The sequence below is a fragment of the Micromonospora sp. C51 genome (genome assembly GCF_018070435.1).
In the GTDB taxonomy this organism is placed as follows: domain Bacteria; phylum Actinomycetota; class Actinomycetes; order Mycobacteriales; family Micromonosporaceae; genus Micromonospora; species Micromonospora sediminimaris.
The window spans coordinates 87530-100399 of sequence record NZ_JAGPXQ010000004.1; the positions used below are offsets into that span (position 1 = coordinate 87530).

The 12870-nt window shown below is 71.4% G+C and carries 10 protein-coding genes; 4 read left to right on the forward strand and 6 right to left on the reverse strand.

Annotated features, from left to right (window positions below):
• The first annotated feature begins 52 nt into the window (after positions 1 to 52).
• A complete protein-coding gene (locus tag KBX50_RS07295; RefSeq protein ID WP_210935742.1) occupies positions 53 to 2008 on the forward strand; it encodes a penicillin-binding transpeptidase domain-containing protein in 1956 nt (651 codons plus the stop codon).
• Between the two features lie 145 nt (positions 2009 to 2153).
• Here the strand turns inward: KBX50_RS07295 and KBX50_RS07300 are convergent, their stop codons facing one another.
• The 6 genes from KBX50_RS07300 to KBX50_RS07325 form a co-directional block, all read right to left on the reverse strand.
• Entirely contained in the window at positions 2154 to 3443 is a 1290-nt protein-coding gene (locus KBX50_RS07300; RefSeq protein WP_307870875.1) for an arginase family protein, read from the reverse strand.
• A 178-nt stretch (positions 3444 to 3621) separates the two neighbouring features.
• Positions 3622 to 4533, reverse strand: coding sequence for a tetratricopeptide repeat protein (locus KBX50_RS07305; RefSeq protein ID WP_210935744.1), 912 nt, complete (start codon positions 4531 to 4533; stop codon positions 3622 to 3624).
• A 99-nt stretch (positions 4534 to 4632) separates the two neighbouring features.
• Positions 4633 to 6321, reverse strand: coding sequence for a methylmalonyl-CoA mutase (locus KBX50_RS07310; RefSeq protein ID WP_210935746.1), 1689 nt, complete (start codon positions 6319 to 6321; stop codon positions 4633 to 4635).
• Between the two features lie 104 nt (positions 6322 to 6425).
• Positions 6426 to 6830, reverse strand: coding sequence for an Asp23/Gls24 family envelope stress response protein (locus tag KBX50_RS07315; protein WP_210935748.1), 405 nt, complete (start codon positions 6828 to 6830; stop codon positions 6426 to 6428).
• 86 nt (positions 6831 to 6916) lie between these two features.
• On the reverse strand, positions 6917 to 7852 hold the full coding sequence (meaB, locus tag KBX50_RS07320) for a methylmalonyl Co-A mutase-associated GTPase MeaB (RefSeq protein WP_247673316.1): 936 nt from the start codon (positions 7850 to 7852) through the stop codon (positions 6917 to 6919).
• 65 nt (positions 7853 to 7917) lie between these two features.
• Complete coding sequence (locus tag KBX50_RS07325; RefSeq protein WP_210935752.1) at positions 7918 to 9117, reverse strand: acetyl-CoA C-acetyltransferase; 1200 nt, start codon at positions 9115 to 9117, stop codon at positions 7918 to 7920.
• A gap of 61 nt (positions 9118 to 9178) precedes the next feature.
• Between KBX50_RS07325 and mce the strand changes: the two genes are divergently transcribed.
• The 3 genes from mce to KBX50_RS07340 all read left to right on the forward strand — a co-directional run bounded on the left by mce (position 9179) and on the right by KBX50_RS07340 (position 12817).
• Positions 9179 to 9652, forward strand: a complete 474-nt coding sequence (mce, locus tag KBX50_RS07330) for a methylmalonyl-CoA epimerase (RefSeq protein WP_210935754.1) — start codon at positions 9179 to 9181, stop codon at positions 9650 to 9652.
• A gap of 252 nt (positions 9653 to 9904) precedes the next feature.
• The gene (gene ccrA / locus KBX50_RS07335; RefSeq protein ID WP_210935757.1) at positions 9905 to 11260 is read left to right on the forward strand and encodes a crotonyl-CoA carboxylase/reductase; all 1356 of its coding nucleotides are present in this window, start codon (positions 9905 to 9907) and stop codon (positions 11258 to 11260) included.
• 288 nt (positions 11261 to 11548) lie between these two features.
• Positions 11549 to 12817, forward strand: coding sequence for a DivIVA domain-containing protein (locus KBX50_RS07340; protein ID WP_210935759.1), 1269 nt, complete (start codon positions 11549 to 11551; stop codon positions 12815 to 12817).
• Positions 12818 to 12870 lie beyond the last annotated feature (53 nt).

Genomic DNA, 12870 nt, shown 5'->3' on the forward strand with positions numbered 1-12870 from the left:
CGTCGCTCCGGCGTACTAGCGTGCGGAGCAGCCGACCAGGAGGAAGCACCAGATGTACGTTCCGCGCCGACAACGCCACAGCCGGTCGCCACTGACCGTCGTCGTCGCCTGCCTGGTCGTAGCGGCCGGTCTGGTCGCCTGCTCGGGCGAGGACGGCCCGCAGCAAACCGTCGACGCATTCCTCGACGGCTGGCGCAAGGGCGACCTGAACGCGGTCGGTTTCGTCGACCCGACCGGCGCGAAGGTTCCCGCAGCCAACGTCGTCCGGGAGATCCGGGAGCTCTCCGGCGAGCTCGTCGATGCTCCGCTCGCGCTGACCCGCCAGGGCGATCCGGAGGTGGTCCGGGACACCGCCACCGCCACCATCCGGGCCGAGTGGACGCTACCGGGCGGGACGCTCTGGGCGTACGACCGTCCGCTGCGACTCAGCCAGGGCAGCGACGACCAGTGGCAGGTGATCTGGGAGCCGCAGATCGTTCAGGAACAGCTCACTCGGGGTGACCGGTTGGGGCTGCGGCGGGACCGTGCGCCGCGGGCGACCGTGCTGGACGGTGCCGGCGAGCCGATCGTGGCGCCGCGCGACGTGGTCCGGGTGGGGTTGCGGCCCAGCGAGGTGACCGACGTCAAGGCCATGGTCCGCGAACTGGACGCCGCGTTCCGCGCCATCCGGCCTGCGATCACGCCGCCGGTCGACCTGTCGGACCTCCCCAAACGGCTGAAGGAGGCCAAACCGGACGCGTTCGTCGAGGTGGTGACCCTTCGGGACGAGGCGTACCGGCAGATCAAGTCGCGCATCTACGACCTGCCGGGGACGAAGTTCCCGACCGACAAGCTGGACCTCGCCCCGACCCGCGAGTTCGCCCGGGCGGTGCTCGGCAGCGTCGATCCGGCGTACGCCGAGGACCTCGCCAACCACTCCGACCGCTACTCCGCCGGCGACCTCGTCGGTCACGGAGGATTGCAGGGCCGCTGGGACGAACGGCTACGCGGCGTACCGGGGCTGGCCGTCGTGATCAACCGTCCGGGGCCGGACGGGACCGTGGAACCGACCGGCACCGAGGTGTTCCGCCGTGAGCCCCAGCCCGGCCAGCCGGTTCGTACCACGCTCGACGTGACCACCCAGAACGCCGCCGACCGGGCGCTGCGCGGCGAACGCCGGCGCTCCGCCCTGGTGGCCGTACGGGTCACCGACGGCGCCGTACTCGCCGCCGCCAACGGCCCCGGTGCCGCCGGGGAGAACCTGGCCTTCACCGCGCAGGTGCCACCCGGCTCCACCTTCAAGATGGTAAGCGCGTTCGGGCTGATCGAACGCGGGGCGGTGACTCCGGACACCACCGTCGCCTGCCCGAAGAGGTTCGTCGTGGACGGACGTTCCTTCAAGAACTCCGATGACTTCGCCCTCGGCGAGGTGCCGTTCCGCACCGACTTCGCCAAGTCGTGCAACACCGCCTTCACCGCGCTCGCCCCGCAGTTGGGCGCGGACGGCCTGGCCGCCGCCGGACGCACTCTCGGCCTGGAAGGCGAGTGGGGCGACCTGGGCCTCGACGCGTTCACCGGCAAGGTCTCCGCCGGTGGCGGCGCCACCGAACAGGCCGCCGCCGCGATCGGTCAGGGCACGACCGTGGTCAGCCCGCTGGCCATGGCGGCGGCCACCGCAGCCGTGGCCAGGGGCCAGTTCGTCCCGCCGAAGCTGTTGGTGGATCCGGCGCCGGCACCGGTCGCCGGGTCGGGGCCGCAGTTGAAGCCCGAGGCGGTCACGGCAGTCCAGGAGATGATGCGCGAGGTGGTCACCAGCGGCTCCGGCACGGCCCTGCGGGACGTGCCGGGCGAGCCGGTGCACGGCAAGACCGGCACCGCCGAGTACGACGACAACCCGGAGAACACCCACGCCTGGTTCGTCGGTTGGCAGGGCGAGGTGGCGTTCGCCGTCTTCGTCGAGAAGGGCGGCTCGGGCAGCGGCACCGCGGTACCGATCGTCGAGCGCTTCCTCCGCGCTCTGGCCGACTAAACCCCTCAGCCCCACACCGCCGCTGATCCCCCGCAACGCTCTCCGGTAAGCAACTTCGGGGTTGTTGCTGGGTCAGCGGGGCCTCCAGGCAGCAACAACTCTGAAGTTGTCCGGAACGGCGGCGGGATGAGACGGCGGCGCTCTGTCAGGCCGCCGGCCCGCCGGTGGCGGTCGCCGGACGATTGACCCCCGTCGAGAAAGCGGTGCCGCCCAGGTCACCATCGGCTACACCACCATCGGCCAGGTCATGATCAGCCAGGCCACCATCGACCGGGTCACCGCCGCCCGCGCTGCCGCCACCCACACCGCCACTGCCGTCGCCCGCGCCGCCGCCGTCCGTGCCGCCGCCACCGCCCACGCCACCGCCACTCCGGCGACCGTCGCTGTGGCGATGGTCGCCGGCCTGACCGCGGTCGACAGGTGCCGGTGCGTCGGGTGGGCCGAGTTGTTCGAGGCCCCGGCGCGGGCCGGGGGTGGGACGGAGCCTCTCCTCAGGACGCAGCCGAGGTGGCACCGAGCCGGGGGCGGTCACCGGGCGCAGGCCGGATACCACGGTGTTGACGATCTCCGCGGCGTACGCGCCGTCCGGGTCGTAGTCGGGGTCGAAGACGGTCAGCTCGACACCGAGGCAGTGCGGGGTGTCGACCAGACCGGCGAGCAGAATCTCCAGCTCGGCGAAGGCGATGCCGCCAGGATCGGGCGCATCGACCGCCGGCATCACGGCGGGGTCGAGCACGTCCACGTCGACGTGCACCCAGTAGCCGGCGCAGTCGGCCAGCTGCTCGTGCGCCCACTGGGCGGTACGGGCCGCGCCCTCGGCGCGTAGCGCTGGCACCGGTCGGGTGATGATCCCGGCGGCCTGCAGGTCGAGCCGGTACTCGTCCTGGGCGCGGATGCCGAGCACCACCACATCGACGTCCCGGAAGTAGGGGCGCCGGCCCTCGATGGCCGCCAGGTCGGCCTGGCCCCGACCGGTCACCAGGGCGAGATCCTCACCGGCCGCCGCGCCCACGTACGAGGCGTTGCCGGGGTGTCGGAAGTCGGAATGGCCATCGACGAAGACCAGCCCGATCCGGCCGCCGACCGCCTCACCCAGCCGGTGCATGGCCAGCGCCGAGCCGAGCAGAATCGAGCAGTCACCGCCGAGGACCACCGGGAACTCTCCCCGGTCGATGATCGCGCCGATCCGGTCGGCCAGTGCCGCCGAGTAGTCGGCGATCTCCCGCGCGTGGCAGACGCCGTCCCCGGGTCGCCAGTCACCGGCGTCGTAGCGGGGCGGAGTCAGGCAACCCGCGTCACGGGCGCGCAACCGGGGCAGCAGTCCCTGGTCCCGTAGCGCGCCCGGCGCCTTCCCACAGCCGGGAACGGAGGTAGGCGTCGGCGGGCGCAGGCCGAGGTTGCTCGGCGCGTCGAGGACGGCGATCCGGCGCATCATGGGCCGCCTTCGTTCGCGACTGCGGGGCTCGCAAGCTCACTCCTCGCGCTCACTGAGCCCACCTTCCGTTCGCGACTGCGGGGCTCGCAAGCTCACTCCTCGCGCTCACTGAAGCTCCCGTCCTCGTGGGGTGGAGGCGGGCCGGCGACACGCCGGCCCGCGCTGGCGTGGCAGGTACTCAGAACAGGGCGCTGGCCAGGGCCCGGCGGGCCGAGGCGACTGCGGGATCCTCTGGCCCGGCGATGGTGAACAGGCCGATCAGGTGCTGACGGACCTTCTCCCGGTCGTCGCCGGCAGTGCGGCGCACCAGCCCGACCAGGCGCTGGTACGCCTGATCGGCCAGGCCGCTCAGCACCTCGATGTCGGCGGCGAGCAGTTGGGCGTCGACATCGTCGGGGTCGGCCGCCGCGGCGGTGAGCGCCGCCTGCGGGTCGGCCCCGGCCACCCGGCGGGCGAGTCCCACCTGGGCCAGCCCGGCCTCGGCCGCGGCGTCCGCCGGGGTTTCCGCGAGGATCTTGCGGTACGCCTGCTCGGCGGCGTCCAGGTCGCCACTCATCAGCGCGTCGTCCGCCTCGTCGAGCCGTGGATCCTCCGGCTCGGCCACGCTCACCCCGCCGGCCTTGAGGACGGCCTGGAGCCACTGGCGAAGCTGTGCCTCGGGCACCACGCCGGAGAAGGCGTCCACGGGTTGCCCGCCGACCACCGCGTACACCATCGGGATGCCCTGGACCCGGAACATCTGCGCGAGCCTCGGGTTGGCGTCCACGTCGACCTTGGCGAGCACCCAGGCACCGCCGCCCTCGACCGCCAGCCGTTCCAGCACCGGAGAGAGTTGCTTGCAGGGCTGGCACCACTCGGCCCAGAAGTCGACCACGACGGGTGTGGTCAACGAGCGCTCCAGGACCTCCGACTGGAAGGTCGCCTCGGTCACGTCGACGACTGTGACTCCGCCGACGGCGCCGCCGGGTGCCCCGGCGGGCGGGCCGGCCTGAACCGGAGCCGGTGTGGAACTGGGGGCAGGGGTGCGCAGCGCGCTGAGGTCGACCGCGCCGCGGGTAAAGATCGACGAGGTGATCCGTGGGTCGCTCATGGTTATCTAGTCTCGCACGCAGTTCGCCGAACTCGGATCAGCCTCGGCCCGCGCAGTTGCCACTGTCACCCCTGCCCAGCCGCCCTGATGGGGCGAAGGTCAGAACCGTGCGGGCTCGCGGTAAACGCCCCATTCGGCGCGCAGCGCGTCGCAGATCTCGCCGAGGGTCGCCTCCGCCCGGACGGCGTCGAGCATCGCCGGGATCATGTTCTCCCCGGTACGGCTCACCGCCACCATCGCCTCGACCGCGGCACGTACCCGGGAATCGTCCCGACCGTGCTTGCGCTCGGCCAGCATCCGACGCTGTTCCAACTCCACCTCGTGCGAGATGCGGAGGATCTCCAGCTCCTTGGCGACCGTGCCGGTGTGGCAGTTGACGCCGACGATCTTCTTGTCGCCCTTCTCCAACGCCTGCTGGTACGCGAAGGCGGCCTCGGCGATCTGTCCGGTGAACCAGCCGTCCTCGATGCCCCGCAGGATGCCGGAGGTCATCGGCCCGATCTGGTGTGGGCCGTCGCCGCCGAGCGCGCGGATCCGGGCGAAGATCTCCTCCGCCTCGGCCTCGATCCGGTCGGTGAGCGCCTCGACGTACCAGGAGCCGCCCAGCGGGTCGGCCACGTTCGTCACCCCGATCTCCTCCATCAGCACCTGCTGCGTACGCAGGGCGATCTCGGCGGACTCGTCGGTGGGCAGGGCGAGGGTCTCGTCCAGGGCGTTGGTGTGCAGCGAGTTGGTGCCACCGAGCACGGCGGCGAGCGCCTCGACGGCGGTGCGTACCACGTTGTTGACCGGCTGTTGCGCGGTCAGCGACACGCCGGCGGTCTGCGTGTGGAACCGCAGCCAGAGCGCCTTCTCACTGGTGGCGCCGTAGACGTCGCGCAGCCAGCGGGCCCAGATCCGGCGGGCGGCCCGGAACTTGGCGATCTCCTCGAAGAAGTCGACGTGCGAGTCGAAGAAGAAGCTCAGCCCGGGGGCGAAGACGTTGACGTCAAGCCCGCGCGACAGTCCCAGTTCGACGTAACCGAAGCCGTCGGCCAGGGTGTACGCCAGTTCCTGCGCGGCGGTCGAGCCGGCCTCGCGGATGTGGTAGCCGGAGACCGACAGCGGCTTGTACCGCGGGATCTCAGCCGCGCAGTACTCCATCAGGTCGCCGATCAGGCGCAGGTGCGGCTCCGGGTCGAACAGCCACTCCTTCTGCGCGATGTACTCCTTGAAGATGTCGGTCTGCAGCGTCCCGTCCAGACTCGACAGGTCGGCGCCCTGACGCTCGGCGGCGACCAGGTACATGCAGAACACCGGCACCGCCGGGCCGGAGATGGTCATGCTCGTGGTGACCCCGGCCAGGTCGATGCCGTCGAAGAGCGCCTCCATGTCGGCGGCGCTGTCCACCGCCACCCCGCAGTGGCCCACCTCGCCGAGCGACTGCGGGTCGTCGGAGTCGCGCCCCATCAGGGTGGGCATGTCGAAGGCGACCGAGAGCCCGCCGCCACCAGCGCCCAGGATCATCTTGTAGCGCTCGTTCGTCTGCCGAGCGTTGCCGAACCCGGCGAACTGGCGGATCGTCCAGGTCCGCCCCCGGTAGCCGGTCGGGTAGAGGCCCCGCGTGTAGGGGAACTCCCCCGGCCAGCCGATCCGCTCGAACCCCGGGTACGCGGCACCTTCCGGTGGACCGTAGACCGGCTCGACGGGCATCCCGGAGAGCGTGGTGAAGTCGGCGTCCCGCTTGCGCGCGGAGTCGTAGCGGGCCTGCCAGCGGGCCCGCCCGGCCGCGATGTCGTCGGCGTTCATCCCCGGGCTCCTCCTCGAGTCCTCGACTGCAACCGAGTGTAGAGCCCTTACCTGAACGATCGATAAGGCAGTTCGTACCGACCGGTAACCTGAGCTGCCCGAACTCAGGCGGCGGGGCCGTCGATGGCCACGTCGTCCACCCGGATGTTGATCTCGTCGACCCGCAGTCCGTACGCCTCGACCGCCCGGGTCACCTCGACCCGCACCGCCGTGGTCACCTCCGGTACCGGATGCCCGGCGTCCGTCACGATGACCAGGTTGATCACGGCACCGCCGTTGGTGATGTGCGCGGAGCAGCCCCGGCGCGCGTCGCCGACCTGGTCGAGACCCACCCGGTCCAGCACCGCGTTGAAGAACCGGGCGACGTCGCCACCCAGTTCGACCACGCCGGGCACGGCCTTCGCCGCGGCCACCGCGATCTTCTCCACCACCTCGTCCGAGATGTGGGTACGCCCGCCCGCCACCGCGTCCGGCGTCATCGCCAACTCCTGCGTCATCTCGTGGTCCATGCGTCCCCCAGCGGCCGTCGCAGTACCCGCGCACCCGCGCGGCGGGTGCGAGCCTAACCGCCTCCAGCGGTCCGTAGTGGACGCGGTTACCCGGCGAGCTGAGCGAGCAACGCCTCGGCCGCGGCGTACGGATCGGTGGCACCGGCCGCCACCTCGGCGGCGAGCGCCGGCAGTTGCGTACCGTCGCGCAGCGAGCCGATCCGGGCGCGGAGCACGCCGAGCGCGATCGCCTCGACCTCGGCGGCGGCCCGCGCCTCGCGCCGACGTCGCAACTCGTCGTGCTCGACCAGCCAGGCGCGGTGCTTGTCGATGGCGGCGGCGACGTCGTCGATGCCCTCGCCACGGGCGGCGACCGCCCGTACCACCTGCGGACGCCACTGGCCAGGACCGCGCTCACCGAGGGCGATCATGCCCTGGATGTCCCGGACGGTGGCGTCGGCACCGTCCCGGTCGGCCTTGTTCACCACGAAGACGTCGGCGATCTCCAGGATGCCGGCCTTCACCGCCTGGATCGCGTCGCCCATGCCCGGCGCGAGCAGCACCAGTGTGGTGTCGGCGAGCGAGGCCACCTCGACCTCCGCCTGCCCGACCCCGACGGTCTCCACCAACACCACGTCACAGCCGGCGCCCTCCAGCACCCGCACCGCCTGCGGGGTGGCGGCCGACAGCCCGCCGAGGTGCCCCCGGCTGGACATCGAGCGGATGTAGACGCCCGGGTCGGTGGCATGGTCCTGCATCCGCACCCGGTCACCGAGGATCGCGCCGCCGGTGAACGGGCTCGACGGATCGATGGCCAGCACGCCGACCCGGTGCCCGTGGGCCCGCAGCGCCCGGACCAACTCGTTCGTGGTGGTGGACTTGCCCACCCCCGGCGAGCCGGTCAGGCCGACCACCTGGGCCCGTCCGGTGTACGGGGCGAGCGCCGCGGCGATGGCCGGCACGGTCTCGTCGCCCGACTCGACAAGAGTGATCAGTCGGGCCACCGCGCGGGGGTCACCGTCACGGGCCCGTTCGACAAGCATCGGAACGTCCCGGCTGCGGCGCACCGAACCGCTGGCCGCCGCCGGGACGTGGGTGTTCGACTCGCTCACAGATCGGTTTCGGTGGGGTCGGGAACATGGATGATCAGTGCGTCGCCCTGGCCGCCACCCCCGCAGAGCGCTGCCGCGCCGGTGCCACCGCCGCGCCGCTTGAGTTCCAGCGCGAGGGTGAGCACCAGCCGGGCGCCGGACATGCCGATCGGGTGGCCGAGCGCGATCGCGCCGCCGTTGACGTTGACCTTGTCGGGGCTGATTCCGAGGTCACGGGTCGACTGGATACCGACCTGCGCGAACGCCTCGTTGATCTCGATCAGGTCGAGGTCGGAGACGGCCAGGCCGCCCTTGCGCAGGGCGTGCTGGATGGCGTTCGAGGGCTGCGAGTGCAGGGAGTTGTCCGGGCCTGCCACGTTGCCGTGCGCCCCCACCTCGGCCAGCCAGGCCAGGCCCAGCTCCTTGGCCTTCGCCTTGCTCATCACCACCACGGCGGCGGCGCCGTCGGAGATCGGCGAGGAACTGCCGGCGGTGATGGTGCCGTCGGAGGTGAACGCCGGGCGGAGCTTGGCCAGGGAATCGGCGGTGGTGTCCGGCCGGATGCCCTCGTCCTCGCTGATCACCAGTGGGTCACCCTTGCGCTGCGGGATGACCACCGGGGTGATCTCCTCGGCGAAGTGGCCGTTCTTCTGGGCGGCAGCGGCGCGCTGATGGCTGCTGGCCGCGAACTCGTCCTGCTCCTGCCGGGTGATGCTCCGGGTGCTGCCGTGCCGCTCGGTGGACTCCCCCATCGAGCAGCAGTCCCACGCATCGGTCAGCCCGTCGAGCGCCATGTGGTCCTTGATCACCACGTCGCCGTACTTGTAGCCGGCCCGCTGGCCGAGCAGCAGGTGCGGGGCGTTGGTCATCGACTCCATGCCGCCGGCCACCACGATGTCGAACTCACCGGCCCGGATCAGCTGGTCGGCCAGGGCGATCGCGTCGAGCCCGGAGAGACAGACCTTGTTGATCGTCAGGGCCGGTACGGACATCGGGATGCCCGCCTCGACGGCCGCCTGCCGGGCGGGAATCTGCCCGGTGCCGGCCTGGAGCACCTGGCCCATGATCACGTACTGCACCTGGTCAGGTGCGACTCCCGCCCGTTCGAGCGCGGCAGAGATCGCGATGCCGCCGAGTTTCGTCGCCGGTAGGTCCTTGAGGTTGCCCAGCAGGCGCCCCATCGGGGTCCGCGCGCCGCTGACGATCACCGAAGCCATACCTGCCTCCGAGGGGGTGCCGACCTGTACGCCTTAACGATTGTTCGGCCAGACTAACGTCATGCCTGAGAACTCCCCCGTCGAGCCCGCTGCCGACTATGTCACAGACATCGGGCTGCGCCGCATCGACCATGTCGGGATCGCGGTGCCCGACCTCGACGTCGCCATCGACTTCTACCAGCGCACGTTCGGGATGCGCTGTGTGCACACGGAGACCAACACCGAACAGGGTGTCCGGGAGGCGATGCTGGCGGTCGGGCCGAGCACCGAGGGCGGTTGCGTGCAACTGCTCGCGCCGCTGACCCCGGAGTCGACGATCGCGAAGTTCCTCGACCGCAACGGCCCGGGCGTTCAGCAGGTGGCGTACACGGTGACCGACATCGACGCGGCCTGCGCGGCGCTGCGCGAGCGCGGCGTACGGCTGCTCTACGAGACCCCGAAGCGTGGCACCGCCGACTCGCGGATCAATTTCGTGCACCCGAAGGACGCCGGCGGCGTGCTGATCGAGCTGGTCCAGCCGGCCGCGTCGCACTGACCCGAAGGCCGCGCACGGCCGCCGCGAGCACGGAGGTGTGCGCTTGCCGGAGCGGGCATGCACCTCCGCGCAGCGGCCGATGCACTTTTTCACAGGAGGCTTCCGACCCTAGCTACCGTTCAGTAACCTCCGGCCTCACAGGTAGCCCGGAGACGCGGGATGTGGTGGTGGCCGACATGGTGACCGCCGCCGACCAGCGTCGACGATGGCAGCCCCAGGCCCGCCGCCGAGCGGCGAGAACCGGAGGTCACCGTGCAGGACATCCTCGAAGCCATCATGGCGGCGGACGGGTCGGCCGACCCGGCGCGCGAGTTGGCCGGTGTCGCCGGACTGCCGGTACCGGGGAGCTACCGGGGCGTGGTGGTCCGGGCCGAAGAGACCCGGATGTTCGACGGCGTGGCCACCCGGGACAAGGACCCGCGCAAGGCGTTGCACCTCCAGCAGGTGCCCACGCCCGAACTCGGCCCGGGCGAGGCACTGGTCGCGGTGATGGCCAGCGCCATCAACTACAACACCGTCTGGACCAGCATCTTCGAGCCACTGTCCACCTTCAGGTTCCTCAAGCGTTACGGCCGCACCTCCGAGTTGGCCCGCCGGCACGACCTGCCGTACCACGTGGTCGGTTCGGACGCGGCGGGCGTGGTGCTACGGGTCGGCGCCGGGGTGAGTCGCTGGCGCCCGGGCGACGAGGTGGTGGCCCACTGCCTGTCGGTCGAGTTGGAGGACGCGGCCGGTCACGACGACACGATGCTCGATCCGCAGCAGCGGATCTGGGGGTTCGAGACCAACTTCGGTGGCCTGGCCGAGCTGGCCGTGGTCAAGGCCAACCAACTGATGCCCAAGCCGGCACACCTGAGCTGGGAGGAGGCGGCCAGCCCCGGGCTGGTGAACTCGACCGCGTACCGGCAACTGGTGTCGCACCACGGGGCGAACATGAAGCAGGGCGACGTGGTGCTGATCTGGGGCGCCTCGGGCGGCCTGGGCGGCTACGCCACCCAGATGGCGCTCAACGGCGGCGCGATCCCGGTCTGCGTGGTCTCCTCGCCGGAGAAGGCGGAGCTGTGCCGGCGGATGGGCGCCGAGCTGGTCATCGACCGCTCCGCCGAGGGCTTCCGGTTCTGGTCCGACGAGCAGACCCAGGATCCGGACGAGTGGCGTCGCTTCGGCGAGCGGATCCGGGAGCTCACCGGCGGGGAGGACCCGGACATCGTCTTCGAGCACCCCGGCCGGGAGACCTTCGGTGCCAGCGTCTACGTCGCCAAGCGCGGCGGCACCGTCGTCACCTGCGCCTCCACCAGTGGCTTCCTGCACCAGTACGACAACCGCTACCTCTGGATGCACCTCAAGCGCATCGTGGGCAGCCACTTCGCCAACTACCGCGAGGCGTGGGAGGCCAACCGGCTGGTGGCGCTGGGGAAGATCCACCCCACGGTGTCCAGGACGTACGCGCTGGAGCAGACCGGCCAGGCCGCGTACGAGGTGCACCGCAACGCCCACCAGGGCAAGGTCGGCGTCCGCTGTCTGGCCCCAGAGGACGGACTCGGCGTACGCGACCCCGAGCTGCGCGCCCGCCACGCCGAGGCCATCAACCGGTTCCGTGGGCGCTGACCTGACGGCCGAGGCACCGATGGCCATTCGGTGATCACCGAATGGCTTTCCACACGGGTGCCCCGACGCCCATTCGTGCGAGCGGGCGACGTCGGAAACAAAGGGCCGTGCGCCACCGCGCCACGGCTTTTCCACGTCACGCTCCGTGCCATCCAGCTCGCCCCGGAGCTGGCAAGATCGCATGTCGCGCCGGTGGTCGGCCACCGCGCGGAGTTGACCATGTAATGCGGACGGCAAAGGGCGGCACGCTCTTGCGAAGCACCCCAGGGAGTCTGCCAGTATGTCCCAATGCCCCAGCAGCAGTCCTCCCCTCTCGCGTTCTTCGATAACGCGAACTCGCAGCCAGATTTCACGGTTGGCCTGCGCGGATACAACACCGGTCAGGTCGACGACTTCATCGGCCGGCTCAACGCCGCACTGAGCCAGGCCAACAAGGACCGCGCCGACGCCGAGCAGGCGCTCAACGACGCGCAGCGCCGGCTCCGGCAGTCCGAGCAGCGGCTCACTGCCCTTGAGCAGAAGCTCACCGACACCAGCAAGCAGCTGGAGGAGAACAGCCGGCCCACGCTGTCCGGCCTCGGCACCCGGGTCGAGCAGATCCTCCGGCTCGCCGAGGAGCAGGCCAACGACCACCGCAACGAGGCCAAGCGCGAGTCGGAGGGCATTCTCTCCGCCGCCCGCCTCGAAGCGCGCGAGATCACCGACAAGGCACGCGCCGAGGCCGCGGCCATGAAGGCCACCGCCGAGCGGGAGGCGGGCAACGTCCGCACCGCCGCCGAGCGCGAGGCCGCCGAGGTACGCGTCCAGGCCCGCCGCGAGGCCGACACGCTGCGTGCCGACGCGGATCGGGAGACCAAGCAGCTGCGTACGGTGACCGCCCACGAGGTCGCCGAGCTGAAGTCCACAGTGGAACGCGAGGTGGCCACCCTGCGGGCCACCGCCGAGCGCGAGATCACCCAGCAGCGGGCCAAGGCCGCCCGCGAGGCCGAGGAGAAGCGCGCCGAGGCGACCAAGCTGCTCACCGACGCCCGCGACAAGCGCGACAAGGACCTCCAGGCCCTGGAGCTGCAGCTCGCGGAGCGGCGGGAGAAGGCCGAGCGCGAGGAGTCGGAGCGGCACGCCGCCCAGGTCGCGCAGACCCAGAAGCTGGTCAACGAGGCCGAGCAGCGGGCCCGCGCCGCGCAGGATCGGGCCAAGGAGATCGAGCAGCGGGCCGAGGCCCGCCGGGTCGAGTCGGAGCGCACCGCCACCGAGACGGTGGAGAAGGCCAAGGCGCTGTCCGAGCGGACGCTGAGCGAGGCGCGCGCCGAGTCGCAGCGCCTGCTCAACGAGGCGCGCACCGAGGCCGAGCTGACCACCCAGGCGGCGCGCCGCGAGGTGGAGGACCTCACCCGGCAGAAGGACGCCGTCACCTCGCAGCTCGGGCAGATGCTCTCCGGCCTGGCCGGCATCGTTCCGGGCGTGCCGAACAACGCCGCCGCTGCCGCGGGCGACAAGCCGGCGGCCAAGAAGGCGGACGGGGCGGACGACAAGGTGGCTGCGGAAACCACCAGCTGATCACACCCGGGGCATGATCCACGGCGCGGGGTGACATCGGGCGACCGGTGACA

Bases quoted from the DNA above. Each gene is read 5' to 3' on its own strand.
- KBX50_RS07295 (WP_210935742.1), top strand. From the start codon at position 53: ATGTACGTTCCGCGCCGACAACGCCACAGCCGGTCGCCACTGACCGTC.
- KBX50_RS07300 (WP_307870875.1), bottom strand. From the start codon at position 3,443: ATGATGCGCCGGATCGCCGTCCTCGACGCGCCGAGCAACCTCGGCCTG.
- KBX50_RS07305 (WP_210935744.1), bottom strand. From the start codon at position 4,533: ATGAGCGACCCACGGATCACCTCGTCGATCTTTACCCGCGGCGCGGTC.
- KBX50_RS07310 (WP_210935746.1), bottom strand. From the start codon at position 6,321: ATGAACGCCGACGACATCGCGGCCGGGCGGGCCCGCTGGCAGGCCCGC.
- KBX50_RS07315 (WP_210935748.1), bottom strand. From the start codon at position 6,830: ATGGACCACGAGATGACGCAGGAGTTGGCGATGACGCCGGACGCGGTG.
- meaB (WP_247673316.1), bottom strand. From the start codon at position 7,852: ATGCTTGTCGAACGGGCCCGTGACGGTGACCCCCGCGCGGTGGCCCGA.
- KBX50_RS07325 (WP_210935752.1), bottom strand. From the start codon at position 9,117: ATGGCTTCGGTGATCGTCAGCGGCGCGCGGACCCCGATGGGGCGCCTG.
- mce (WP_210935754.1), top strand. From the start codon at position 9,179: ATGCCTGAGAACTCCCCCGTCGAGCCCGCTGCCGACTATGTCACAGAC.
- KBX50_RS07340 (WP_210935759.1), top strand. From the start codon at position 11,549: ATGCCCCAGCAGCAGTCCTCCCCTCTCGCGTTCTTCGATAACGCGAAC.